This is a genomic window from Cellulomonas sp. APG4, assembly GCF_009996735.1.
Classification (GTDB): Bacteria; Actinomycetota; Actinomycetes; order Actinomycetales; family Cellulomonadaceae; genus Actinotalea.
On the sequence record NZ_JAACYI010000022.1, the window covers coordinates 1 to 22,501 of the forward strand.

The 22,501-nt window shown below is 75.1% G+C and carries 18 protein-coding genes and 1 pseudogene; 8 read left to right on the forward strand and 11 right to left on the reverse strand.

Annotated elements, in window-relative coordinates:
- The coding region (locus tag GXB85_RS14475; protein WP_370524261.1) for a TadE family type IV pilus minor pilin at positions 1 to 369 on the forward strand (369 nt) is incomplete at its 5' end.
- 395 nt (positions 370 to 764) lie between these two features.
- On the opposite strand, the gene GXB85_RS14480 is transcribed toward GXB85_RS14475, so the two are convergent.
- Positions 765 to 3,170 carry a DEAD/DEAH box helicase gene (locus GXB85_RS14480; protein ID WP_370524262.1) on the reverse strand — a complete coding sequence of 802 codons (2,406 nt, stop codon included), beginning with the start codon at positions 3,168 to 3,170 and terminating at the stop codon, positions 765 to 767.
- A 149-nt stretch (positions 3,171 to 3,319) separates the two neighbouring features.
- On the opposite strand from GXB85_RS14480, the gene GXB85_RS14485 reads away from it, so the two are divergent.
- Positions 3,320 to 3,658 carry an STAS domain-containing protein gene (locus GXB85_RS14485; RefSeq protein ID WP_161918375.1) on the forward strand — a complete coding sequence of 113 codons (339 nt, stop codon included), beginning with the start codon at positions 3,320 to 3,322 and terminating at the stop codon, positions 3,656 to 3,658.
- A 78-nt stretch (positions 3,659 to 3,736) separates the two neighbouring features.
- On the opposite strand, the gene GXB85_RS14490 is transcribed toward GXB85_RS14485, so the two are convergent.
- The 7 genes and pseudogenes from GXB85_RS14490 to GXB85_RS14520 all read right to left on the reverse strand — a co-directional run bounded on the left by GXB85_RS14490 (position 3,737) and on the right by GXB85_RS14520 (position 9,725).
- Positions 3,737 to 5,020 (reverse strand): hypothetical protein, encoded by a 1,284-nt coding sequence (locus tag GXB85_RS14490; RefSeq protein WP_161918376.1) that lies wholly within the window; start codon positions 5,018 to 5,020, stop codon positions 3,737 to 3,739.
- Positions 5,017 to 5,529: a sigma-70 family RNA polymerase sigma factor gene (locus GXB85_RS14495; RefSeq protein WP_237728284.1), complete on the reverse strand. Its 513-nt coding sequence runs from the start codon at positions 5,527 to 5,529 to the stop codon at positions 5,017 to 5,019. The genes GXB85_RS14490 and GXB85_RS14495 overlap by 4 nt, the downstream gene beginning before the upstream one ends.
- A gap of 158 nt (positions 5,530 to 5,687) precedes the next feature.
- Positions 5,688 to 6,575, reverse strand: a complete 888-nt coding sequence (locus GXB85_RS14500) for an SDR family oxidoreductase (RefSeq protein WP_161918378.1) — start codon at positions 6,573 to 6,575, stop codon at positions 5,688 to 5,690.
- A 52-nt stretch (positions 6,576 to 6,627) separates the two neighbouring features.
- A complete protein-coding gene (locus tag GXB85_RS14505) occupies positions 6,628 to 7,344 on the reverse strand; it encodes an HAD family hydrolase (protein WP_161918379.1) in 717 nt (238 codons plus the stop codon).
- Between the two features lie 50 nt (positions 7,345 to 7,394).
- Positions 7,395 to 7,883: pseudogene (locus GXB85_RS14510) on the reverse strand (DUF427 domain-containing protein).
- Between the two features lie 49 nt (positions 7,884 to 7,932).
- Positions 7,933 to 9,174, reverse strand: a complete 1,242-nt coding sequence (locus GXB85_RS14515) for a hypothetical protein (protein ID WP_161918380.1) — start codon at positions 9,172 to 9,174, stop codon at positions 7,933 to 7,935.
- On the reverse strand, positions 9,171 to 9,725 hold the full coding sequence (locus GXB85_RS14520) for a sigma-70 family RNA polymerase sigma factor (RefSeq protein ID WP_161918381.1): 555 nt from the start codon (positions 9,723 to 9,725) through the stop codon (positions 9,171 to 9,173). The genes GXB85_RS14515 and GXB85_RS14520 overlap by 4 nt, the downstream gene beginning before the upstream one ends.
- A 280-nt stretch (positions 9,726 to 10,005) precedes the next feature.
- Here GXB85_RS14520 and GXB85_RS14525 point away from each other — a divergent pair, with 280 nt between their 5' ends.
- Entirely contained in the window at positions 10,006 to 12,312 is a 2,307-nt protein-coding gene (locus GXB85_RS14525) for a sodium-translocating pyrophosphatase (protein ID WP_161918382.1), read from the forward strand.
- Between the two features lie 77 nt (positions 12,313 to 12,389).
- Here the strand turns inward: GXB85_RS14525 and GXB85_RS14530 are convergent, their stop codons facing one another.
- Positions 12,390 to 13,055: a hypothetical protein gene (locus GXB85_RS14530; RefSeq protein WP_161918383.1), complete on the reverse strand. Its 666-nt coding sequence runs from the start codon at positions 13,053 to 13,055 to the stop codon at positions 12,390 to 12,392.
- A 154-nt stretch (positions 13,056 to 13,209) separates the two neighbouring features.
- Here GXB85_RS14530 and GXB85_RS14535 point away from each other — a divergent pair, with 154 nt between their 5' ends.
- The 4 genes from GXB85_RS14535 to topA all read left to right on the forward strand — a co-directional run bounded on the left by GXB85_RS14535 (position 13,210) and on the right by topA (position 19,699).
- Positions 13,210 to 13,932, forward strand: coding sequence for an endonuclease/exonuclease/phosphatase family protein (locus GXB85_RS14535; protein WP_202628012.1), 723 nt, complete (start codon positions 13,210 to 13,212; stop codon positions 13,930 to 13,932).
- Positions 13,933 to 13,967: 35 nt separating this feature from the next.
- A complete protein-coding gene (locus GXB85_RS14540) occupies positions 13,968 to 15,521 on the forward strand; it encodes a methyltransferase (RefSeq protein ID WP_161918420.1) in 1,554 nt (517 codons plus the stop codon).
- Between the two features lie 286 nt (positions 15,522 to 15,807).
- On the forward strand, positions 15,808 to 16,824 hold the full coding sequence (locus tag GXB85_RS18945; RefSeq protein WP_161918385.1) for a phosphatase PAP2 family protein: 1,017 nt from the start codon (positions 15,808 to 15,810) through the stop codon (positions 16,822 to 16,824).
- A gap of 46 nt (positions 16,825 to 16,870) precedes the next feature.
- Positions 16,871 to 19,699, forward strand: coding sequence for a type I DNA topoisomerase (gene topA, locus GXB85_RS14550; RefSeq protein ID WP_161918386.1), 2,829 nt, complete (start codon positions 16,871 to 16,873; stop codon positions 19,697 to 19,699).
- 89 nt (positions 19,700 to 19,788) lie between these two features.
- Here topA and GXB85_RS14555 read toward each other — a convergent pair whose 3' ends face one another.
- Positions 19,789 to 20,202 carry a CDGSH iron-sulfur domain-containing protein gene (locus tag GXB85_RS14555; RefSeq protein WP_370524263.1) on the reverse strand — a complete coding sequence of 138 codons (414 nt, stop codon included), beginning with the start codon at positions 20,200 to 20,202 and terminating at the stop codon, positions 19,789 to 19,791.
- 185 nt (positions 20,203 to 20,387) lie between these two features.
- Here GXB85_RS14555 and GXB85_RS14560 point away from each other — a divergent pair, with 185 nt between their 5' ends.
- Complete coding sequence (locus tag GXB85_RS14560; protein ID WP_161918387.1) at positions 20,388 to 21,410, forward strand: iron-containing redox enzyme family protein; 1,023 nt, start codon at positions 20,388 to 20,390, stop codon at positions 21,408 to 21,410.
- A 41-nt stretch (positions 21,411 to 21,451) separates the two neighbouring features.
- On the opposite strand, the gene GXB85_RS14565 is transcribed toward GXB85_RS14560, so the two are convergent.
- Positions 21,452 to 22,492, reverse strand: a complete 1,041-nt coding sequence (locus tag GXB85_RS14565; protein WP_161918388.1) for a PfkB family carbohydrate kinase — start codon at positions 22,490 to 22,492, stop codon at positions 21,452 to 21,454.
- Positions 22,493 to 22,501 lie beyond the last annotated feature (9 nt).

Sequence of the window (22,501 nt, forward strand, 5' to 3'; positions counted from 1 at the left end):
GCGGCGGAGGACCTGGACGTCCTGCGGGCGCGGGGGCGGACGGCGGCCGGTGAGCCGCTCGGCGAGATGGTGGGGGCCCTGCCCGCCGTCGTGCTCGTGCTGGCGGCCCTGCTCGCGACCGCCCAGGCGGCGGTCGCGCACCTTCGCTGCGCGGACGCCGCTCGCGCCGGGGCACGCGCCGCGGCGGCAGGCGAGGCACCTGACGAGATCGTGGCGGCCGCCCGGCGCGTGGGAGGCGACGATGCGGCCGTCGCCGTCCGGCCCGACGGCGCCTGGGTGGTGGTCGAGGTCTCGGCACCCGTGGTCGGGTCGTGGTTCGCGGGTGCTCTCGAGGCCAGGGGCCGAGCGACCGCCTGGCGCGAACCGTGAGCACCGGCCCCGATCCGCGCGACCGGGGCGCCGGCACGGTGCTGGTGCTCGGCCTGGTGGCGGTGGTCGTCGTGCTCGCGCTGGGGATCGGTGCGCTCGCCGGGGCCCAGCATGCGCGCGGCGTCGCGCAGGCCGCCGCCGACCTGGGCGCGCTCGCGGGCGCGCAGACGCTCGCGCTCCCGCCCGGGCTGCGGGCCGCCGACGGTTCCGGTGCCGCGACCGAGGCGTGCGTGCTGGCCGAGGAGGTCGTGCGCCGCAACGGGGCCGAGCCGGTGGGCTGTGCGGTGGACGGGGCCGTCGTCACCGTCACGACGGCACGTCGCAGCGCCCTCGGCCCCGCCCGGGCGCGTGCCCGCGCGGGGCCGGCATCGGCGCGCGACCGGGCCGCGCCACCCTCAGCCCTCGTGCGCGAGCACCGCGTCGAGCAGGCGCAGGGCGCCGTCCTTGTCGAGCGGGGAGTTGCCGTTGCCGCACTTGGGCGACTGGACGCACGCCGGACAGCCCGAGCCGCAGCCGCAACCCTCGATGGCGTCGCGCGTCGCGCGCAGCCACCGTGCACCCAGGTCGAAGCCGCGCTCGGCGAACCCGGCGCCGCCGGGGTAGGCGTCGTGGACGAAGACCGTCGCCGTCCCGGTGTCGTGGTGCAGCGCGGTCGAGACACCGCCCAGGTCCCACCGGTCGCACGTCGCGAGCAGGGGGAGGAGCCCGATCGCGGCGTGCTCTGCCGCGTGCAGCGAGCCGGGGACGTCGCCGTCGGCGAGACCGGCCTCGGCGAGCAGGTCCTCGGGAGCGGTCCACCACACCGCGGTGGTCCGCAGGGAGCGCGCGGGCAGGTCGAGCACCTCGGCGCCCACGACGGTCATCTCGGGGAGCCGGCGTCGCTGGTAGCCCACCGTCTGATGGGTCACCTCGACGGGACCGAACCCCCACGTGACGGGCCCGGTGCGGCGCTCGGCGCGCACGCCGAGCACGTCGATCGAGGTGACCCAGCGCGACCACGTGCCGTAGTCGACGGGCCGCGGGTCGACGAGCGCGACCGAGCCCTCGAGGTCGAGGTCGGCGACCACGAAGGTCGCGCCCTGGTGCACGTAGACCGCCCCCGGGTGCACGGTCGAGTCCGCGGCACCGGCGTCGACCGTGCCCAGCAGGCGTCCCGTGGTGCGCTCGACCACGCGCACAGGGTCGCCGCCGGCTCCACGCAGGTCCGTCAGACGGGTCGCGGGCTGGTCGTGCGTCCAGTACCAGCCCGAGCTGCGGCGCCGCAGGGCGCCGCGGTCCACGAGCGTGCCGAGCAGGTCCTCGGTGCCGGGGCCGAAGAGCTCGAGGTCCTGCGTGCGCAGCGGGACCTCCTGCGCGGCCGCGCACAGGTGCGGGCCCAGCACGTAGGGGTTCGAGGGGTCGAAGACGGTCGCCTCGACCGGCGTCGCGAAGATCGCCTCCGGATGGTGGACCAGGTAGGTGTCGAGCGGGTCCTCACGCCCGACGAGCACCACCAGGCCGTCGGCGCCCGCGCGCCCGGCCCGGCCCGCCTGCTGCCACAGCGAGACGCGCGTGCCCGGCCATCCGGCGACGAGCACCGCGTCGAGACCGGAGATGTCGACGCCCAGCTCGAGCGCGTTGGTCGTCGCGAGCGCACGCAGCTCGCCGGTGCGGATGCCCTGCTCGAGCGCCCGACGCTCCTCGGGCAGGTAGCCGCCGCGGTAGGCGGCCACGTGTGCGCCGAGGCCGGGTCGCACCTGCTCGAGGTGGCGCCGCACCTGGTCGGCGACGGACTCGGCTCCGCGCCGCGAGCGCGTGAAGGCCAGCGTCCGGGCCCCCGCGACCACGAGGTCGGCGAGCAGGTCGGCCACCTCGGCCGTCGCGGTGCGGTGCGCCGGGGCTGTCGGTGCCTCGGGGCCGTCGGTCGTCTCGGCGTGCGGGTCGTCGTCGGGCGCCGGCGGTGTCGCCCCCGCCAGCTCGGGGGGCTGCCACAGCGCGAAGGCCTTGCGGCCCTGCGGCGAGCCGTCCTCGGTCACCGCGACGACGTCGTCCTCGGGCACGCCGAGCAGGCGGGCCGCCGACGTCGCGGGCTGGGCCGTGGTCGCGGACGCCAGGACGAACGTCGGTGCGGCCCCGTGGTGGGTCGCGACCCGACGGAGGCGGCGGAGCACGGCGGCCACGTGCGCACCGAAGACCCCCCGGAACGCGTGGGACTCGTCGAGCACCACGAGGTGCAGGGAGCGCAGCAGGCGAGCCCATCGGTGGTGACCGGGCAGGAGCGAGAAGTGCAGGAAGTCCGGGTTGGTGAGAACGACGTCGGCGTGGTCCTGGATCCATCCGCGCTCGGTCGTGCTCGTGTCCCCGTCGCACGTGGCCGGGCGCACGTCGCGGACGCCTGCGTCCGCGAGGAGACGCTCGAGCCCCGCGAGCTGGTCGGCCGCGAGCGCCTTCGTCGGGCTGAGGTACAGCACGGACGGCCGCCGGACGGCGGCGATCGCGGGCGCGTCGTCCCCCTGGGGGGCTCCCGCACGCACCGCGGTCAACGCCGGGAGCCAGAACGCGAGGGACTTGCCCGATCCCGTCGAGGTCGCGAGGACGGTGTGCCTGCCCGCGCGGATGGCCTCGGCGGCCTCGACCTGGTGCACCCACGGCTCGGCCACGCCGCGCGCCCGGTACCCGGCGACCACGTCGGCGTCGGCCCACGCGGGCCACGGCGCGGCTCGCCCGGGGCGGGCGGGGAGGTGCTCGACGTGCGTCAGCCGGTCGGCGCGGCGCCCTCCGGCGAGCAGCACGTCGAGCAGTGCCGCACCCGTCCCGTCCACGCCCCCGATCCTCGCACCGTGGACGGACGACGGCCCGGGGCGGGACCCGTGGCAGCATTCGGGGTGCCGTGCCCGGGCGGTTCGCGCCGCCGATGTCCGCGGTCTTTGGTTCAATGAGGGTTCCGAGCAGGTGGCTAGAGGAGGCCGGTGTGGACGTGTCCGTCACGAGCCGTGCGAGCGGCGACCGAACGGTGGTCGACGTCACGGGCGAGATCGACGTCTACACCGCGCCCGCGCTGCGCGAGGAGCTGACCTCGCTCATCGACAACGAGAACACCGACCTGGTGGTGGACCTCACGGCCGTGAGCTTCATGGACTCGACCGGCCTCGGCGTGCTCGTGGGCGCGCTCAAGAAGGTGCGCACCCTCGGTGGCGACCTCCGCCTCGTGATCGACCAGGAGAAGATCCTCAAGGTCTTCCGCATCACCGCACTCACGCAGGTGTTCACGATCCACACCACGCTCGACGAGGCCCTCGCGCACGAGTAGGCCGCGCGGCCCCCATGGGGCCAGGCCGTGCACCCCCGCCCTCCCCCTGCGGGGGCGGGGCTGCTCAGCCGCGAGGGGTCACCAGGGGGCGATCGTGGTGGCCCAGGGGCCGCCCAGCACCGTGCCGGGGCGCGTCCCGCCGTCGTCCGTGCGCACGTCGACGACGTCCCAGACGTAGAGGTCGTACGTGCTCCCCACGGTGATGGGGACGCCGTCGACCGTCCGGGCCCCGCCGTCGAACCGTTGGCAGCCGTCCCACCACTGCCACACCTCGGCCGGGAACGGGCCCTGCGCGGTGTCGATCGTCTCGGGGGACGCGTAGCCCTGGCGTGCCACACCGGTCACCACCGCCCCGTCGTCGTCCACGAGGAAGGCGCGCAGGTGCTGGGGCGCGGAGGCGACCACCCGGTCGCCGGTGGCCGTGAGCGTGACCGGCGCGGCCACCCCGGCCTCGCTCGTGCTCGCGACCGCGGCCGGGTCCAGCTCGGCCCGCAGCGCCGGCTCACCGATCCGCGCGAGCACGTCGTCCAGCTTCTCGCCGCAGACCGGCGCGCCGGCCGGGACCGCCCACGGGTCGTGCTGCTCGGCCCCCACGCCCAGCACCACCGGCGCGAGCTCGGTCACCTCGGCGTCGGCACCCGGGTCGCCGGCCACCCACGGCTGCTCGCCCGGCCCGTGCACCGCGAAGACCCGGTACTCGCCCGCGAGCGGCTGCCCGGTGCGGCAGTCGACGGCGTCGCGCACGCCCGCGAGGTTGGTGCCCGTGCCGTCCTTGAGCGGGATCGGCGGCTCGTCGGTCGGCTCGTCCCACAGCGCCACCGTGCCCGCGTCGTCCACGAGGAACGTGTGCTGACCGGTCGTCGGCGCGCCCTCGGTGTCGAGCGCCTGGCCGGGCACCTCGGGCACGGCCGTGACGTCGATCAGTGCCCACGACTCGCCGAGCCCGGGCGTGAACAGGTCGTTGGCATCCGGGCCCCCGTGCAGCACCTGGCCGGTGAGCTCGACCCGTGGTCCGTCGGTGGGTGTGAGGGCGAAGGGCTCACCGCACGGTGCCTCGCCCGGGACCCAGCCCGGCACGAGGTCGGTCGCGGGGGCCGGCAGGGCGTCGGCCGACGGTGCGGGCGACGCGGTGGGCGCAGGCGCCGTCGCCGGTCCCGCGGGCGGCGTGGGGGCTGTGAGCAGCGCGTTCGCGCCCACGGCCACCGACCCCGCGGCGGCGACCCCGACGGCCGAGGTCATGGTGGTGCGCGCGGCACGACGGCGGTGCAGACGCGTCAGCACGCGCTCCACCGGGACGGCGTCGGCCTCGCGGCCGGCCGCGCCGGCGATGTCCTCGAGCGCGCGCTCCAGGTCGATCCTCATGGACGAGCTCCTTCGACGGTGACGACCTCGGTCGGGGTCATGGGGGTCACGGGACCCAGCAGTGCCTCCATGCGGTGCACGGCGACGTTGAGGTAGCGCTTGACGGTGCCGTCCGCGAGCCCCAGCCGCTCGGCGATCTCGGGCACGGTGAGGTCGTCGTAGAACCGCAGCACCACGCACGCGCGCTGCTGGGGCGGCAGCGACGCGAGCGCCACCTGCACGTCCACGCGCCGCGTGGCGCCGTCCTCGTGGCCGTCGTGCCGGTCCGCCCGGGCGAGCAGGTGCCGCAGCTCGAGCCAGTGCCGCCGTCGGCGGTAGCCGTCGATGTAGAGCGTGAGGATCGCGCGGCGCACGTACGCCTCGGCGGCGCCCGCCTCGAAGGTGCGCGGCCGCACGAAGACCTTCACGAGGGCGTCCTGGACCAGGTCCTCGGCGTCGAGCAGGTCCCCCGTGAGCAGGTACGCGTACCCGGTGAGCGCCTTGCCGCGCTCGCGAGCCAGCGTGGTCATGGCCTCGTCGGCCCGGCGCCGCCGCACCCGCGCGTCCATCGGTCCCCCTGTCCGGGGCGGGCACCCGGGTGGTGCGGCCCTCACTCACACAAACGGCCGGGCGCCCGGAAACGTTGTGTCCGGGGCCCGGCCGACCGCGTGCGAGCGTGAGCGTGGGGTCAGGGCATCATCTTCCCGCCGGCCACGCCGAGGCGCTGGCCGGTGGTGTAGCTCGACTCCTGGCTCGCGAAGAACACGAACGCCGGGGCGAGCTCGGCGGGCTGGCCCGGACGGCCCTCCGGCGTGTCCTCGCCGAACTGCTCGACCTTGCCCTCGGGCATCGTGGCCGGGATGAGCGGGGTCCAGATCGGCCCGGGTGCCACGGTGTTGACCCGGATGCCGCGCTCGCCGAGCTGCTGCGCGAGGCCGCGCGTGAAGTTGATGATCCCGGCCTTCGAGGTCGCGTAGTCGAGCAGCTGCGGGCTCGGCTGGTAGCCCTGGATGGACGACACGTTGATGATCGAGCCGCCCTCCTTCATGTGGGCCAGCGCCGCCTTGGTCAGCCAGAAGAGCGCGTAGATGTTGGTCTTCATCACGCGGTCGAGCTGCTCGGTGGTGATGTCGAAGATCCCGCCGGGCTGGGCCATCTGGTACGCGGCGTTGTTGACGAGCACGTCGACGCCGCCGAGCTCACGCACCGCGGTGTCGACGATGTCCTGGCAGTGCGCCTCGACGCGGATGTCACCCGGCACGAGGACGGCGGTGCGCCCCGCGTCGCGCACGTGGCCCGCGGTGATCTGCGCGTCCTCCTCCTCCTCGGGAAGGTACGAGATCAGCACGTCGGCGCCCTCGCGCGAGAACGCGATCGCGACCGCGCGACCGATCCCGGAGTCGCCGCCGGTGATGATCGCCTTCTTGCCCTCGAGGCGACCCGAGCCCTCGTAGGTCTCCTCGCCGTGGTCGGGCTTCTCGTCCATCTGCGACGTGAGGCCCGGGTGCGGGATGTTGTCGCTCTCGGGCGTGCCGTGCTGGCTGGTCGGGTCCTGCGGGGTCGTCTGGTCGGTCATGGTCGTCTCCTCGTCTGGGGTGGTCTCGGGCGGCTCGGCGTCGGCCGCGAGGTCAGGGGCTGGTCCAGGTGCCGGCCAGCGGGCTGTCGTCGAGGCCGTCGAGGAGGGCCGCGACGTCCCGGTAGACGGCGACCGCGCCGGCCTCGAGGAGCTCGTGCTCGCTCGTCCCGCCCGTCAGCACGGCGACGCAGCGGACGCCCGCGCGCGCGGCCGCGGCGACGTCCCACGCGGTGTCGCCCACCATCACCGCGCGCGAGGCGGGCACGTCGGCGACCTCGAGGGCGTTGCGGACCAGGTCGGGTGCCGGCTTGGCGGCCTCGACGTCGCTGGCCGAGGTGATCCCGGTGAGCACGTCGTCGAGGTCGAGCGCCGCGCGCAGGTGCTCGACCTCGGCCGGTCCGGCAGACGTGGCGAGGACGGCCCGGGCCCCGCGCTCGGCCACCGCGGCGACCAGCTCCCTGGCCCCGGGGAGCACGCGCTGCAGGTCGCCGAGCTCGGCGTACCGCGCCGAGTGCGCCTCCTTGACCTCCGCGCCGATGTGGTCGGCGTCGTCGGCGCCGAGCAGCTCCTCGAGCAGCAGGCCCGAACCCATCCCGATGGCGCGATGGACCCGCCAGGCGTCCACGGGTCGCCCGGCCGCGTGGAACGCCTGGACCCATGCGTGCACGTGCAGGTAGTTCGAGTCGACCAGCGTGCCGTCGATGTCGAAGAGCACCGCGCCGGGGTCCGTGCTGGGCGCGTCGGGCGGGGGCGTCTGGTCCGGGGTCACCCGACAGTCCTAACCCGAGACCGGCGGCGGCGCGCGTCGAGCCGGACGTCCTACCAGCCGCGGGTGCCGGGGCCGCCCTTGAAGGGCCCGACGACGCGCCGGGTGATCCAGCCGCCGTAGAACCCGCCCTCCTGGGGCGTGACGATCTCGCCGTCGACCGTGCACCTGTCGACCGCTCCGGGCATGACGGCGTACGCGTCCGCGAGCACCTCGTACCCGGGGGAGGGCGAGGGGTAGGTCCAGGCGGCACGGGGCGCGACGACATCGCCCGCCACGAGGTCGCAGTACGCGGCGGTGCCCTTCCACTCGCATCACGTGCTGCCCTCGACCGGCCGCAGCGCGCCGGGCACGAAGGCCGCGCGCGGCAGGTAGTACGTGGGCGGGTGGCTCGTCTCGAGCACGCGCCAGGACGTCGTCGTGCGGGCCACGACCGTGCCGCCGAGCACCACCTCGACGAGCTCGGTGCTCTCCTCGACCCGCGGTGGGCGCGGGTAGTCCCACACCGACTCCTGGCCGGGGCCCGGCTCGACTCTGCGCACGTCGGGAGCGTAGGTCGCGGCGGGCCGGGCCGCGCGCGCACGCGCCCGACTACCGGATCGTGATCTCCACGGGCTCGCTCACCACGGTCAGCGGACGCGTCGAGCCGTCGGGCTCGGCTCCGGGCTCGGTGACCTCCTTGAGGATCACGTCGAGCGCGACCACGGCCTCGTAGGTGTCGCGCGGCAGCGGGAGCGCCGCTCCGGTGCCGCCCTCACCCGTCCCGCACAGCTGCCGCGTGAGGTGCAGCGGCACCTCACGCTCCTCGCCGGGGCCGAGGTCGAGCAGGGTGGTGTCCTCGGCGTCGAGGAACTGGTAGCCCACCACGATCCCGTCCTTCATCAGCACCAGGCGTGCGCCGGCGCCGGACGCGTTCGCGATCACAGACGCGTCGCCGCGCGTGCGGACCACGGCGGTCCCGGTCGCCGTCTGGCCCGCCTCGCCCAGGTCGAGGTCCGGCGGGTCGAGCACGAGCGGTGCGGTGCCGTCACCGAGCTCCGCCGGTGCGCCGCACAGCGGCATCAGGCCGTCCGGGTTCTCCTGCGGGAACGAGAGCATCTCGTTGCGGGTCAGGAGCGCCTCCTGCTCCTCGGCCGTGCGCCCGCTGCCCGCCTCGCCGAGGTCGGCCTCTGCGCCATCGTCGGGCACGTCCATCCGGGGCGCCTGCACGGCCCACGGGCCCGGCCGCACCTCGGTCACCTCACCGTCCGGGCCACGGACCAGCTGACGCGCCTCGAGCTCGTACTCGCCCGCGGGCAGCGGCGCGCCGTCCTCGCACGACACCAACATCTGCCGGAACGTGAACGTCGTCGCGCCCGCGAAGGAGCCGACCTCACCGGACGCCCCGACGACGGTGCCGTCCCGCGTGACGACGAGCGTCGGCACACCGACCAGCTCGGCGCCCTCGGGCAACCCCGAGAACGTCAGGTCACCCGTGACCGCCGCCCCGTCGTCGGTGACGACCACCTCGCGCAGGGTGGCCTCGGTCTGCACGCCCCACTCCTGCTCGGGCGGTGCGGGCAGGGGAGCGCCGCACTCGAGGGGCTGCCGCGTCAAGTCAGGCGTCGGTGCGGCGGGGGGTGTGAGCCGCCCGCCGCCCAGCTGCATCCCGCCCACGACGACGGCGGTCGCGGCGCCCAGGCCGATCGCCCCCTGGGCCGTGTGCCGGGCGGCGCGGCGCCGCCGGATGCGGCTCACCATCGTGCGCACCTGGCCGCTCATCCGGTCGGCGACGGCGTCGTCGTGGACCGTCCCCGCGAGGCGGGCGAGCTCGTGCTCGAGGTCGAAGCTCATCGTGCACCCCTTCCGGTGACGACCTGCGCGTGCTCGACGTCGTCGGCCGCGGTGGCGTGTGCGGTGGGCATGGGGCCCAGCAGCGACTCCATGCGCCGCACGCCGTCGGACAGGTACCGCTTGACCGCGCCCTGGCTCACGGCGAGCTGGTCGGCGATCGCGGGGACGGTCATGTCCTCGTAGAAGCGCAGGACCACGCACGCGCGCTCGCGCGGCGAGAGGCTGCCGAGTGCGGCGCGCACGTCCACGCGGGCGTCGCTCGCTGGCTCCGCGCCGGGGTGCGCGTCCTCGACGGCGACGAGATGGCGGACGGCCGCCCAGCGCCGCCGTCGGCGGAAGCCGTCGAGGTAGGTGGTGAGCACGGCGCGGCGCACGTAGCCCTCGACGTTCTCGGGCGGGGTGGTGCGGCCGCGCGCATAGGTCTTGACCAGGGCGTCCTGCACCAGGTCCTCGGCCTCGCGCCGGTCCCCGCACAGCAGGTAGGCGTAGCCCACGAGCGCCGTGCCGCGCGTGCGGACCAGCGCGTCGAGGGACTCCTCCCATGCCGCCATCGGCTCTCCAGACCCGTGCCCGGCCGACGTCGTCCCGTCGACCCTCCTGACCATGATGACGACGAGGCGGGGGCGACCGTTGGGGTCGGGTCGGGTGTGGCGTGCGTCACATGCGGCCCGACGGCGTCGCTGTGGGGGCGTGGGAGGCGATGGGAACGTCCGCGAGAGGGCTGGCCGGGCGCGCGGGACGTGCACGTAGACTGCGCCCGTCCGCGATCAGGGGGGTCGCGCAGCCGCACGGCAACGACGCCGCTGCGGCCTTACGCATCAAGGAGGACGGATGCCTTCGCTCGCCACGTCGAGCCTCACCATCGTCGCCGTGATCGCCGCCATCGCGGTGGTCTCGCTGTTCTTCGCCTTCGTGCTGCGCCGCCAGGTGCTGGCCGCGGGTGAGGGCACGACGCGCATGCAGGAGATCGCCCAGGCCGTCCAGGAGGGTGCGCAGGCGTACCTCAGCCGGATGTTCCGCACGCTGGTGCTCTTCGCGGTGATCGTGTTCGCGCTGCTGTTCCTGCTGCCCGGCGACGCCGGGGTCAAGCTGGGCCGGTCGATCTTCTTCCTGCTGGGGGCGGGCTTCTCGGCCGCCATCGGCTACCTGGGCATGTGGCTCGCCACGCGCGCCAACCTGCGCGTCGCGGCCGCCGCCTCGCAGGCCGACGGCCGCGTCGCGGGCGCGCGCATCGCGTTCCGCACCGGCGGCGTGGTCGGCATGTCCGTCGTCGGCCTCGGCCTGCTGGGCGCCGCGTCGGTGGTGCTCATCTACGGCGGCGAGGCGCCCGCCGTGCTCGAGGGCTTCGGCTTCGGTGCGGCCCTGCTCGCGATGTTCATGCGCGTGGGCGGAGGCATCTTCACCAAGGCGGCCGACGTCGGCGCCGACCTGGTGGGCAAGGTCGAGCAGAACATCCCCGAGGACGACCCGCGCAACGCGGCGACGATCGCGGACAACGTGGGCGACAACGTCGGCGACTGCGCCGGCATGGCGGCCGACCTGTTCGAGAGCTACGCCGTGACGCTCGTCGCGGCGCTCATCCTGGGCAAGGCCGCGTTCGGCGAGCAGGGCATGGTCTTCCCGCTCATCGTCACCGCGATCGGTGCGCTCGTCGCCGGCCTCGGCGTGGTCATCACCCGGGTGCGGGGCTCCGAGAGCGGGCTCGCGGCGATCAACCGCGGCTTCTACACCTCGGCCGTGGTCGGGGCGCTCCTCGCGGCCGTCGCCGCGTTCGTCTACCTCCCGGCGACGTTCGGCGAGCTCACGGCCCTCGAGGGCGGCTTCGCCGACGGCATCGCCGACCACCCGGGCGACCCGCGCCTGCTCGCGGCGCTCGCGGTCGCGATCGGCGTCGTGCTCGCCGGCGTGATCCTGTGGGTCACCGGCTACTTCACCGGAACCACGTCCAAGCCGACGCTGCACGTGGCACGCACCTCGCTCACGGGCGCCGCGACCGTCGTGCTCTCGGGCATCGGGGTGGGCTTCGAGTCAGCCGTCTACACCGCGGGCATCATCGCCGCGGCGATCTGCGGGGTCTTCCTGATCTCGGGCGGCTCGGTCTGGCTCGCGCTGTTCCTGGTCGCGCTCGCGGGCTGCGGCCTGCTCACCACGGTCGGCGTGATCGTCGCGATGGACACGTTCGGACCGGTGAGCGACAACGCGCAGGGCATCGCCGAGATGTCGGGCGACGTGACCGAGGAGGGCGCGCAGATCCTCACGGACCTGGACGCCGTCGGGAACACCACGAAGGCCATCACCAAGGGCATCGCGATCGCGACCGCGGTGCTCGCCGCGACCGCGCTGTTCGGCTCCTACGCGGACGCGGTGGGCTCGGCCTTCGCGGAGGTCGGGGCGGCCACCATCTCGGGGATCGACGCCGCGATGATGAGCTACGAGATCATCTCGCCGATCACGCTGGTGGGCGTGATCCTCGGCGGGGCCACCGTGTTCCTCTTCTCGGGCCTGGCGATCGACGCGGTGACGCGGGCGGCCGGGGCGATCGTGTTCGAGGTGCGCCGCCAGTTCCGCGAGCACCCCGGGATCATGGACGGCACCGAGCGCCCCGAGTACGGGAAGGTCGTGGACATCTGCACGAGGGACTCGCTGCGGGAGCTCGCGACGCCGGGCCTGCTCGCCGCGTTCGCGCCGATCGCCGTGGGCTTCGGCCTGGGTGTGGGCCCGCTCGCCGGGTTCCTCGCGGGATCGATCGGTGCGGGCGTGCTCATGGCCGTGTTCCTCGCGAACGCCGGTGGCACGTGGGACAACGCGAAGAAGATCGTCGAGGACGGCAACTACGGCGGCAAGAACTCCGAGGCGCACGCCGCCGTCGTCATCGGGGACACCGTGGGCGACCCGTTCAAGGACACCGCGGGCCCCGCCATCAACCCGCTGATCAAGGTCATGAACCTCGTGGCCCTGCTCATCGCGCCCGCCGTCGTCGCGATCAGCGTGGGCGAGGGTGCGAACCACGGGCTGCGCCTCGCGATCGCGACCGTCGCCGCGCTCATCGCGTTCGGCGCCGTCATCGCCTCGCGGCTGCGCGCGGCCAAGGTGGACCGCGAGGGCAAGCTCGAGCACGAGGCCTCGCTCGTCGGCTGACCCGCACACGCGAACGGCCCGGTCCCCCGAGGGGCCGGGCCGTTCCGCTGTGCGGGCCGTGGCCTGCGCGGGGCGGGTCAGCGTCGGTGCAGCACCGTCACGAAGCCGCTCGTCTCCGCGCCCTCGACCACCGGGGTGAGCCGCAGCTCGTCGTCCGTGCACTCGTACGTCGACGTGCCGCCCATCGAGAACGCGTCCGTGACCGCCTGGTCGGTGCCCAGGTCGACCTCCTCGCCGTTGATGGACGTCGTGTTCGTGAGCGTGACGCCGGACGCGTCGAGGTCGCTGAGCGTGACCTCGGCGTCCGTCGCCTCGTAGGTGCCCGTGAGCTCGCCGTCGAAGCCCGAGACCGTGCTGAACTCCTGGCCCTCCATCGCCCAGCTCATCGACGTGACCTGGTCGTCGTACGCGGCGGTGAACGTGCCGTCGGCGAACGTCACGGTCGAGTCCCCGGTCACCTCGATCTCGGGCTCGAGCGCCTCGAGGCCGGGGGCCGAGAGCGTGGCCTCGAGCAGGGAGTCGAGGTCGACGGACCAGTCGCCCTCGAGGCACGCCGCGCCGCCCGAGGCCTCGGTCGTCCCGCCGTCGCCGTCCTCGTCGGCCTCGGGCGCCTCCTCGGTCGCCTCGGCCGACGGCGTCGCCTCGTCGTCGGGCTCGAGGGTCTCGCCCGCCGAGCAGGCGCCGAGGAGCAGCAGGCTGCCCACGGCCGGCAGGACGAGGGCGCGGTGCGTGCGCAGTCGCATGACATCTCCAGAAGGGTGCGGGGCCGGTCGGGCCGGGACGTCGTCATGCTCGCACGTGACGTGCGTCGTCGGAACACGTGACGGCGGAGGGCCTCTGGGCCGCGCTCGCGCGGTCGTGTCGCGCGCGCGGCCCCGGTCGCGGTGGAATGGGGCCGTGCCACCCGCCCCCACACCCGCGGCGTCCGGTCCAGCGACCGAGGCTCCCGCACCCCACGGCCCCGCTGCCGGCACGGCCGCGCTGCGCGTGCTGAGCCTGAACCTGCGTCGCCTGCGGGACTCGCGGGACGCCGTCGTGCGGGTGCTGCACGACGCGCGGCCCGACGTCGTCGCGGTCCAGGAGGTCACGCGCGGCCTCACGGGGCGCCGTCGCATGGCCCGGCTCGCGGCCGACGCGGGCCTGGTGCACGTCCCGACGCCGGGCGGGCGCACCACGGGCGTGCTCGTCCGCCCGGGGCTCCCGGTGGTCCGGGCGCACGGTGTGCGCCTGCGCTCCCGCCTCGGTCGCACACGGCGTGGGGTCGCCGTGGTCGACGTGCGCGGGCTGCGGGTCGCCTCCGTGCACCTGGGCCTCGACGCCGCCGAACGGCTCCGGCACGTGGACAGGCTCCAGCGCGCGCTGCGCACCGACGTGCCGCTCGTCGTCGCGGGGGACCTCAACGAGCGACCGGGCGGCGCGGCATGGCTCGCGCTCACGCGGCACCTGCGCGACCTCTCGGCGACCTCGGGTCCCACGTACCCGGCCCGCGAGCCTCGGCACCGGATCGACGTCGTGCTCGGGACAGGCGTCGAGGCGCGCACGGTCCACGTCCGCCGCGACGACGTCGCGCGCGCCGCGAGCGACCACCTGCCCGTGCTCGTCGAGGTGGTCGCGCCGTGAGCGGGTCCGCACCGCAGCCCGCCCTGCCCGACGGCGTGCCGCTCGACGAGACCGAGCGACGGGCGCTCCTCGCGCGACTACGGGCCGACGTCGCGTCCGCACGCTTCACGGTCGGGGAGGTCGAGGAGCTGCTCGGCCCGGTCGCGTCCGCCGCGCTGCACCGCGAGCAGTCGGTCCCGGCGCTGCGCGCCACCGAGGCGGCCGCGGACGGCGCCGAGGCGCTCACGACCCTGCTGCGCACCTTCGTGCTCGGCGCGGTCACGACCGTGGGCGAGCTCGACGGGGCGTTGCCGACGCTGGGCAGCGGAGGTGCGCAGGCGCTGGGTCTCGTGACGACGGCCGGGGCCGACAGGGGGGACCTCGCGCGCGCCGTCGTCGACCTGCGGCCCTATGCCGCCGTCGACGCGCACGGGACCACGGACACGTGGCTCGCGTCCGACCTCGGTGAGCTCGCCACGGGCGGGGCGCTACGCCCCGATCACGTGCTCGGGGTGGGTGGCGCCTCGGTCACGCTCGCGGGCGCGACGATCCGTGCGCCGCGTCGCCGCACCCTCGACCTGGGGACCGGGTGCGGCGTGCAGGCCCTGCACGCCTCGCGTCACAGCGACGCCGTGGTCGCGACCGACGTGTCGCGGCGTGCGCTGCACTTCGCCGCCACGAACCTCGAGCTCGCCGGGGTCGGTGACCGGGTCGCGCTGCGCGAGGGTTCGATGCTCGAGCCCGTCGTGGGGGAGCGGTTCGACCTGGTGGTGTCGAACCCGCCGTTCGTGATCACCCCTCGCCGCGACGACGTCCCGCTCTACGAGTACCGCGACGGCGGACGGTCCGGCGACGACCTGGTGCGGGACCTCGTCACCGGGCTGGGCGACGTGCTTGCCCCCGGCGGGGTCGCCCAGCTGCTCGGCAACTGGGAGCACCGGCGGGGCGAGGCGTGGGACGAGCGCGTGGGGTCGTGGCTCGACGCCTCGGGGCTCGACGGCTGGGTGGTCGAGCGCGAGGTGCTCGACCCCGCCGAGTACGCCGAGACCTGGCTGCGCGACGGCGGCACCACTGCCGACCGCGACCCGGCCGCGTGGGCGCGCGGGTACGAGGCGTGGCTCGACGACCTCGCCTCGCGCGACGTCGAGGCCGTGGGCTTCGGGCTGCTCGTGCTGCGCAGGCCCGTCGACGGGGTGGTCACGATGCGCAGGCTCGAGCGACACACGGGTCAGGTGCGCCAGCCGCTCGGCACGCACCTCGGTCGGGTGCTCACGGCGCACGACCTGCTGCGCACGCTCGACGACGACGCGCTCGCGGGCCTGCGCCTCACGGTCGCGGCGGACGTGACCGAGGAGCGTCACCTGCGCCCCGGGGCGAGCGACCCGACGCTGGTCCTCCTGCGGCAGGGTGACGGGCTCGGCCGCACCGTGCAGGCGGGCACCGCGCTCGCGGGGCTCGTGGGGGCGTGCGACGGGGAGCTCACCGTGGGGCAGCTGGTCGGCGGGATCGCGGCGCTGCTCGACGTGCGTGCCGACGAGCTCGCCGCGGAGGTGCTGCCCCAGGTCCGCGACCTCGTCCGCGACGGCCTCCTGCTGGCACCGCACGCCTGACCCGCCCGGCTCGCCCCGGCTCCCGTCCCGGCCTCCGCGTCCCTGCTCGGTCCGTCGGTGCGGTGCTTGTGCCGGGTGTGACGGGCGGAGTCGCTGTGGCGTCCCACAGGTCACGGAGTCCCCACGGGTCACGAGCACCGCCTGGGCGGACCGGGGGTAGCGGTGACGGTTCGAGAGCGGCCGACGAGCGGCGCGACGGGGGCGTGCTTGTGAGGGGTCGGTGTCGGGATGGGGGAGCGGGGCCCTCGCGTCGCGTCGCGCGGGACCGCTCGCCTACGGTGGTCGCGTGCCCCAGCCGCCCACGGTCCCGCCGCTCGCGGGTGGTCGACGCGACCCCGCAGAGCCGACGGTGAGGCGCGCATCCGGCGCGGTGCGGGTGCGCTCGGCGCGCACGCGCCGGTGGGCGTTCGCGCTCACGGTCGCCTCCGTCGTGGGCATCGTGGTGGTGTGGCGCGTCTTCGTGCTCAACAGGACGGGCCAGCAGCTCGACGACGCCGCGTTCGTGGGGGCCGAGCGTGGCCAGAGCCGCCTGCTGCTGGTCGCCGAGCCGGTGCTGTCGGTGATCTCGGTGCCGTTCATCACGATCGTGCTGCTCTCGGCGATGCTGCTGGCCGTCCTGCGCCGGCGGGTGCTGCTCGCGGTGCAGGTCGCCGTGCTGGTGGGCGGCGCGAACCTCACCACCCAGGTGCTCAAGCACATGGTCCTCGAGCGTCCCGACCTGGGCGTGGGGGACCCGCTCGACAACGCGCTGCCGAGCGGGCACACCACCGCTGCCGCGTCGGTCGCGGCGGCGCTGCTCTTCGTGGTGCCGCGGCGCGTGCGCCCGACGGCGGCCGTGGTGGGCGTCCTCTACACGGTCGCGACGGGCGTCTCGACGCTGGTGGGGCGGTGGCACCGGCCGAGCGACGCGGTGGCGGCGGTGCTCGTGGTGCTCGCGTGGGCGGGCGTCGCGAGCATGCTGGGACGTCGCGGCTGGGTGTCCCCGGGTCAGGACCCTGCGCACGGTGTGACCGCCGTCGTCGTCGGGCTGCTGATGGTGGGCGCGGGTGCCGGTGCGGGTGCCGCGATCGCGCTGCGTCGCGGCCTCACGGCGGTCGAGGCGGGGACGCTCGAGCAGCCCGACCAGCTCGTGACCGCGTACGTGGGCGGGGCGCTCGGCGTGCTCGCCGTGACGTGCCTGGCGTTCGGCCTGCTCCTGCTGCTGCGCAGGCTCGCCGACCACCCTGTGGACCACCCGGGCGAGGCCCTCGGGGCGGGCGGACCGGGTGGATCCCCGCACAACCCGGTTGACGCGAGGCCGTAGAGTGCCGCAACGACGGCCCCCGTCGACGCCCAGGAATGAGGTCCGCATGCCCGCAGGTCGCAAGCTCGTGATCGTCGAGTCGCCCGCCAAGGCGCGCACGATCGCCGGCTACCTCGGCGACGGGTACACCGTTGAGGCCTCCGTCGGGCACATCCGGGACCTGCCGCAGCCGTCCGAGCTGCCTGCCGACATGAAGAAGGGCCCGTTCGGCAAGTTCGCCGTCGACGTCGAGAACGGGTTCGAGCCGTACTACGTGGTCGACGCGGACAAGAAGAAGAAGGTCGCCGAGCTCAAGCGCGCGCTCAAGGAGTCCGACGAGCTCTACCTCGCGACTGATGAGGACCGCGAGGGCGAGGCCATCGCGTGGCACCTGCTCGCCGAGCTCAAGCCCAAGGTCCCGGTCAAGCGCATGGTGTTCCACGAGATCACCCGCGAGGCGATCGCCCGGGCGCTCGAGTCCACGCGCGAGCTCGACACGCGTCTGGTCGACGCGCAGGAGACCCGCCGCATCCTCGACCGGCTCTACGGCTACGAGGTCTCGCCCGTGCTGTGGCGCAAGGTCCGCCAGGGCCTGTCGGCCGGCCGCGTCCAGTCGGTCGCGACCCGGCTCGTCGTCGAGCGCGAGCGCGAGCGCATGGCCTTCCGCGCCGCCGAGTACTGGGACGTGACGGGCACCTTCGCGCGCACGACGGCGTCCAGCGAGGCCGAGCAGGGCGCGTTCCCGGCGCGGCTGACCCAGCTGGGCGGGCGCCGTGTCGCGAGCGGCCGCGACTTCGACGACCGCGGCGAGCTCAAGGGCTCCTCCGAGGCGGTCGCCCTCGACGAGGCCCGCGCCACCGCAGTCGCGACCGGCCTGGCCGAGGCCGCCTTCACGGTGCTGAGCCTCGAGACCAAGCCGTACACGCGCCGTCCGGCAGCGCCGTTCACCACGTCGACCCTCCAGCAGGAGGCGAGCCGCAAGCTGCGCATGGGCTCGCGGCAGACGATGCGCACCGCGCAGTCGCTGTATGAGAACGGCTACATCACGTACATGCGTACGGACTCGCCGGCGTTGTCGACGCAGGCGGTGGACGCCGCACGCCGTCAGGCCGCCGAGCTCTACGGTCCCGAGTTCGTGCCCGACAAGGCGCGCGTCTACGCCTCGAAGAACAAGGGCGCGCAGGAGGCGCACGAGGCCATCCGCCCCGCGGGTGACCACTTCCGCACACCCGCCCAGGTGGCGCGCGACCTCTCGGGTGACCAGTTCCGCCTCTACGAGCTCATCTGGAAGCGCACGGTCGCCTCGCAGATGGCCGACGCGCGCGGGTCGACCGCCTCGGTGCGCCTGGGGGCCGACGTCGAGCTCGAGGGCGCGCCCCAGCAGGCCGTCTTCTCGGCGTCGGGCACCGTGATCACCTTCCGCGGGTTCATGGCCGCGTACGAGGAGGGGCGCGACGTCGACCGCTACGCCGACGACGACGCCGCGGTCGCCGCGCGTGGACGACGCGGCGGGGCGAAGGCCGAGGCGGGCGCCGACGACGCAGCCGACGGCGAGCAGGGCGGGCGCGGCGGCAAGGGCGGCGGCGAGGTGCGCCTGCCGCAGATGGCCGAGGGCGACGCCCTGACCGCGGACGAGCTCGACGCCGACGGTCACCGCACGTCGCCACCGCCGCGGTTCACCGAGGCGAGCCTCATCAAGGCGCTCGAGGAGCGCGGGATCGGCCGGCCGTCGACCTACGCCGCCACCATCTCGGTGATCCAGGACCGCGGCTACGTCACCAACCGGGGCCAGGCGCTCGTGCCGAGCTGGCTCGCGTTCGCCGTGACCCGGCTGCTCGAGGAGAACTTCGACCGGCTCGTGGACTACGACTTCACGGCCGGCATGGAGGAGGACCTCGACCAGATCGCGGCCGGCAGCAAGGAGCGCGTCGCGTGGCTCACCCAGTTCTACTTCGGTGACGCCGCGCGCGGCGCCGATGCCGAGGGCCTGCGGGACCTCGTCGCCAACCTGGGCGAGATCGACGCGCGCGAGGTCAACTCGATCGAGATCGGCGACGGCATCACGTTGCGCGTGGGTCGCTACGGGCCCTACCTCGAGGACGCGTCGGCGACGACGGCGAGCGGCGAGGCCAAGCGCGCCTCGGTGCCCGACGACCTCGCCCCCGACGAGCTCACGGTCGAGAAGGCGCGCGAGCTGCTCGACACCCAGCCCGAGGGCGACATCGTGCTGGGCGAGGACCCGTCGACCGGGACGACGATCGTCGCCAAGAAGGGCCGCTTCGGCCCCTACGTCACGGAGCTGCTGCCCGAGCCCGAGCTCGACGAGGGTCTGAGCGCGGCGGCACGCAAGAAGGCGCTCGCCGCGCGCCCCAAGCCCCGCACCGCGTCGCTGCTGTCGTCGATGCAGCTCGAGACCGTGACGCTCGACGAGGCCCTGCGCCTGCTCTCGCTGCCGCGCGTGGTGGGTGTGGACCCCGAGAGCGGTGACGAGATCACCGCACAGAACGGTCGGTACGGGCCCTACCTCAAGAAGGGCACGGACTCGCGCACCCTGCCGAGCGAGGACGCGATCTTCGAGATCACCCTCGAGGAGGCGCTCGCGATCTACGCCCAGCCCAAGCGCGGGCGCGGTGCCTCGGCGGCCGCCCCGCTGCGCGAGCTCGGCGAGGACCCGGCGAGCAAGAAGCCCGTGGTGGTCAAGGACGGCCGGTTCGGCCCGTACGTGACCGACGGCGAGACCAACGCGACCCTCCGCAAGGAGGACGCGGTCGAGAGCGTGACGCTCGAGCGCGCCGCCGAGCTGCTGGCCGAGAAGCGTGCCCGCGGCCCGGTGAAGAAGAAGCGCGCGACCACGCGCAAGGCACCCGCACGCAAGGCCGCGACCAAGAAGAGCTGACCGCCGGGCGCGCCGGCACGGGGGTCCGACAGCACGCCCGGTCCGACGGCACGGTGGAGCGCGCGACCGGGCGTCGACCGGCCGCGGGCTCAGGCGACCGAGGCGTCCCGCTTCCCGGGTGACTCGTCGCCCGCTCGCCGGCACAGCGCGTCGCACCCGCCGCACGCGGACGACATCGCGTGGTCCTCGGCGGGGTCGCTGCGGAAGCCGACCACCTTGTGGCTGCCGTCGCAGAACGGCGCGATCCCCGTGGCGCCGCAGCGGCACAGGGCGACGGTCGCGCGCCGTCGTGGCGCAGGGGACCCGTCGGCGAGGCGGATCTCGGCGTCGCCGCGCACCAGCAGGGGGCCGTCCGGGCACGCGGTCAGGTCGACCCAGCCATCGGGGGTCACCTCGACGGTCGCCCCGGTCGCGGGGACACGCGTGGTCGTCGTCGGCGGATCGGTGCGTCCGCCCGTGGGGCGGGACGCGGCGGCGCGCCCCGCGAGGTCGTGGATCGTCACACCGGCAGTCAACCCCGGCCCTCCAGGTACCGCACGGCGAACGGACGCCGTCGGGCGCGGGGCCCTGCGACGGGTGGCGCCGGACCCGCCCGGCGTGCGGAGGTCGCAGCCCGGTGCGAACCTCGGGAGGTCGCGGCGGGTGCCGCGGCCCCGGTGCGCCGGGACGACGTCGGAGGTCAACGACGATGCAGCGACCCGAGCCACGCGGACCGCTGAGCACGGCGGTGCTCGAGGCCCTCGCGGGACCTCCCGCCGACGTGACGGCGCTCGAGCAGGCCGCGCGTCGCGCTGTCGACGTCTCGCCCGACGTGCTCACCGACGACGACGTCCAGGTCACGCTCTTCACGCTGTACGAGCTGCACTACCGGGGTGTGGACGGCGTCGATGAGTCGTGGGAGTGGTCGCCCGGCCTGCTCGCCGTGCGGGCCGTGCTCGAGAGGGCCCTCGAGGCCGCGATCCGCTCACACGTCCCGGTGCCCGACGGCGCGGGGGACGACGCCGAGGGGGTCGCACGCCGGCTGTTCGAGCTCGCCGCCGCCGACGACGGGCCGAGCGTCGCGACCTACGTCGCGAAGCGCGCGACGGACGAGCAGCTGCACGAGTTCGTGGTCCAGCGCTCGATCTACCACCTCAAAGAGGCCGACCCGCACAGCTGGGCGCTGCCGCGGCTCAGCGGACGTGCCAAGTCGGCGCTCGTCGAGGTGCAGGCCGACGAGTACGGCGGCGGGCGCCCCGGGCACATCCACAGCGAGCTGTTCGCGGGCACCATGCGCGCGCTCGGCCTCGACGACACCTACGGGGCCTACGTGGACCGCGCGACCGCCGCGACCCTCGCGTCGGTCAACGTGATGAGCCTGTTCGGCCTCCACCGGCGGCTGCGCGGAGCGATCGTGGGGCATCTCGCGGCGTTCGAGATGACGTCGTCGATCCCGTGCCGCAAGTACGGCAACGGGTTCCGTCGCCTCGGCTACGGCGAAGACGCGACCTTCTACTTCGACGAGCACGTCGAGGCCGACGCGGTGCACGAGCAGATCGCGGCGCGCGACCTCGCGGGCGGGCTGGTCGAGGCCGAGCCGCACCTGCTCGACGACGTGCTGTGGGGTGCGGCGTGCTGCCTGGCGCTCGACGCGCTGGTGGGTGCGCAGGTGATCGAGGCGTGGGAGAAGGGCCGCAGCGCGCTGCGGCAGCCACTGCCCGCCGCGGCCTGACCGGGAGGTCGCGCCCGCCCCGGACGTCGGAGACCGTGGGGTCAGCCCCGCACGTGGGCCGCGAGGCGCCCGACGGCGTCGTGGTCGGCCAGCCACCCGCGCGCGCCGTCGGTGCGGCACGACCACGACGCGACCTCGGCCGCACGTGCGAGCCCGTCGGCGAGCGCGGGAGCGTCGAGCGGGCGGGTCGCCGGACGCTGCGCGAGCCACGCGAGGGCGGCCCCGTGCAGCACGTCACCGGCGCCGAGCGTGTCGCGCACCGGGACCTCGGGCACCCGCACCTCGAGCAGCCGACCGTCGACCGGGTCGTCGTCGGCCAGCACCTGGATCGGTCCGCCGCCCTGGGAGCGCGCGACCAGGCGGGGCCCCGCGCGGCGCACGGCCCTGAGCAGTCCCGCGCCGTCCGGGTCACGTGCCTGCCGGCTGGGCGCCGCGTCGTCGTCGGGCCCCCCGGGCGCAGGCAACGCGGCCGGTGCGCGGAACGCCGCCGAGAGCACCGCGACGTCCACCACGGCCAGCAGGCGCTCGAGCCCGGGCTTCCACGAGCCGCCGTCGAGCAGCACGGGTGCACCGGCGTCGCGGGCACGGCGCGCGGCGGCGAGTGCGAGGTCCAGGTGGTGGCCGTCCACCAGGAGGGCGTCGCAGGCCGCGAGGGTGCGCGCGACGCCGTCGGGCAGGTCGGTGGTCGCGACCCCGCCGTCGGCGGTGACGTCGGGCCGGCCCGTCGCGTTGACCGAGACGACGGCGCGCTCGCCGGTCGAGGTGGTCACGAGCACGGTCGAGACCGCGGGGGTCGCGCCGGGCCCCGCGAGGTCGTGCACCTCGACGCCGTGCGCCCGCAGGTCCGCCCGGACCAGGTCGGCGACCGGCCCGTCGCCGATCCGGGTCACCAGGGTGGCCCGGGCCCCGAGCGCGGCGGCGGTGACGGCGGCGTTCGCGGCCGGACCGCCGGCGGCGACCCACAGGTCGCGCGCGACGACCTTCTCGTCGGGCCCCGGCACGTGGTCCACGTGCTGCACGACGTCGAGCGTCGTGAGCCCGCAGCACACCACGTGCCGACGCGTGGCCTGTCGCTCGGGCATGGGTGAGAG

What these genes read in the sequence shown, in the direction of transcription:
- GXB85_RS14520 (WP_161918381.1), bottom strand. Translation starts at nt 9,725, where the DNA reads ATGGCGGCATGGGAGGAGTCCCTCGACGCGCTGGTCCGCACGCGCGGC.
- GXB85_RS14490 (WP_161918376.1), bottom strand. Translation starts at nt 5,020, where the DNA reads ATGAGGATCGACCTGGAGCGCGCGCTCGAGGACATCGCCGGCGCGGCC.
- GXB85_RS14500 (WP_161918378.1), bottom strand. Translation starts at nt 6,575, where the DNA reads ATGACCGACCAGACGACCCCGCAGGACCCGACCAGCCAGCACGGCACG.
- GXB85_RS14560 (WP_161918387.1), top strand. Translation starts at nt 20,388, where the DNA reads ATGCAGCGACCCGAGCCACGCGGACCGCTGAGCACGGCGGTGCTCGAG.
- GXB85_RS14525 (WP_161918382.1), top strand. Translation starts at nt 10,006, where the DNA reads ATGCCTTCGCTCGCCACGTCGAGCCTCACCATCGTCGCCGTGATCGCC.
- GXB85_RS14530 (WP_161918383.1), bottom strand. Translation starts at nt 13,055, where the DNA reads ATGCGACTGCGCACGCACCGCGCCCTCGTCCTGCCGGCCGTGGGCAGC.
- GXB85_RS14495 (WP_237728284.1), bottom strand. Translation starts at nt 5,529, where the DNA reads ATGACCACGCTGGCTCGCGAGCGCGGCAAGGCGCTCACCGGGTACGCG.
- GXB85_RS14515 (WP_161918380.1), bottom strand. Translation starts at nt 9,174, where the DNA reads ATGAGCTTCGACCTCGAGCACGAGCTCGCCCGCCTCGCGGGGACGGTC.
- GXB85_RS14565 (WP_161918388.1), bottom strand. Translation starts at nt 22,492, where the DNA reads ATGCCCGAGCGACAGGCCACGCGTCGGCACGTGGTGTGCTGCGGGCTC.
- topA (WP_161918386.1), top strand. Translation starts at nt 16,871, where the DNA reads ATGCCCGCAGGTCGCAAGCTCGTGATCGTCGAGTCGCCCGCCAAGGCG.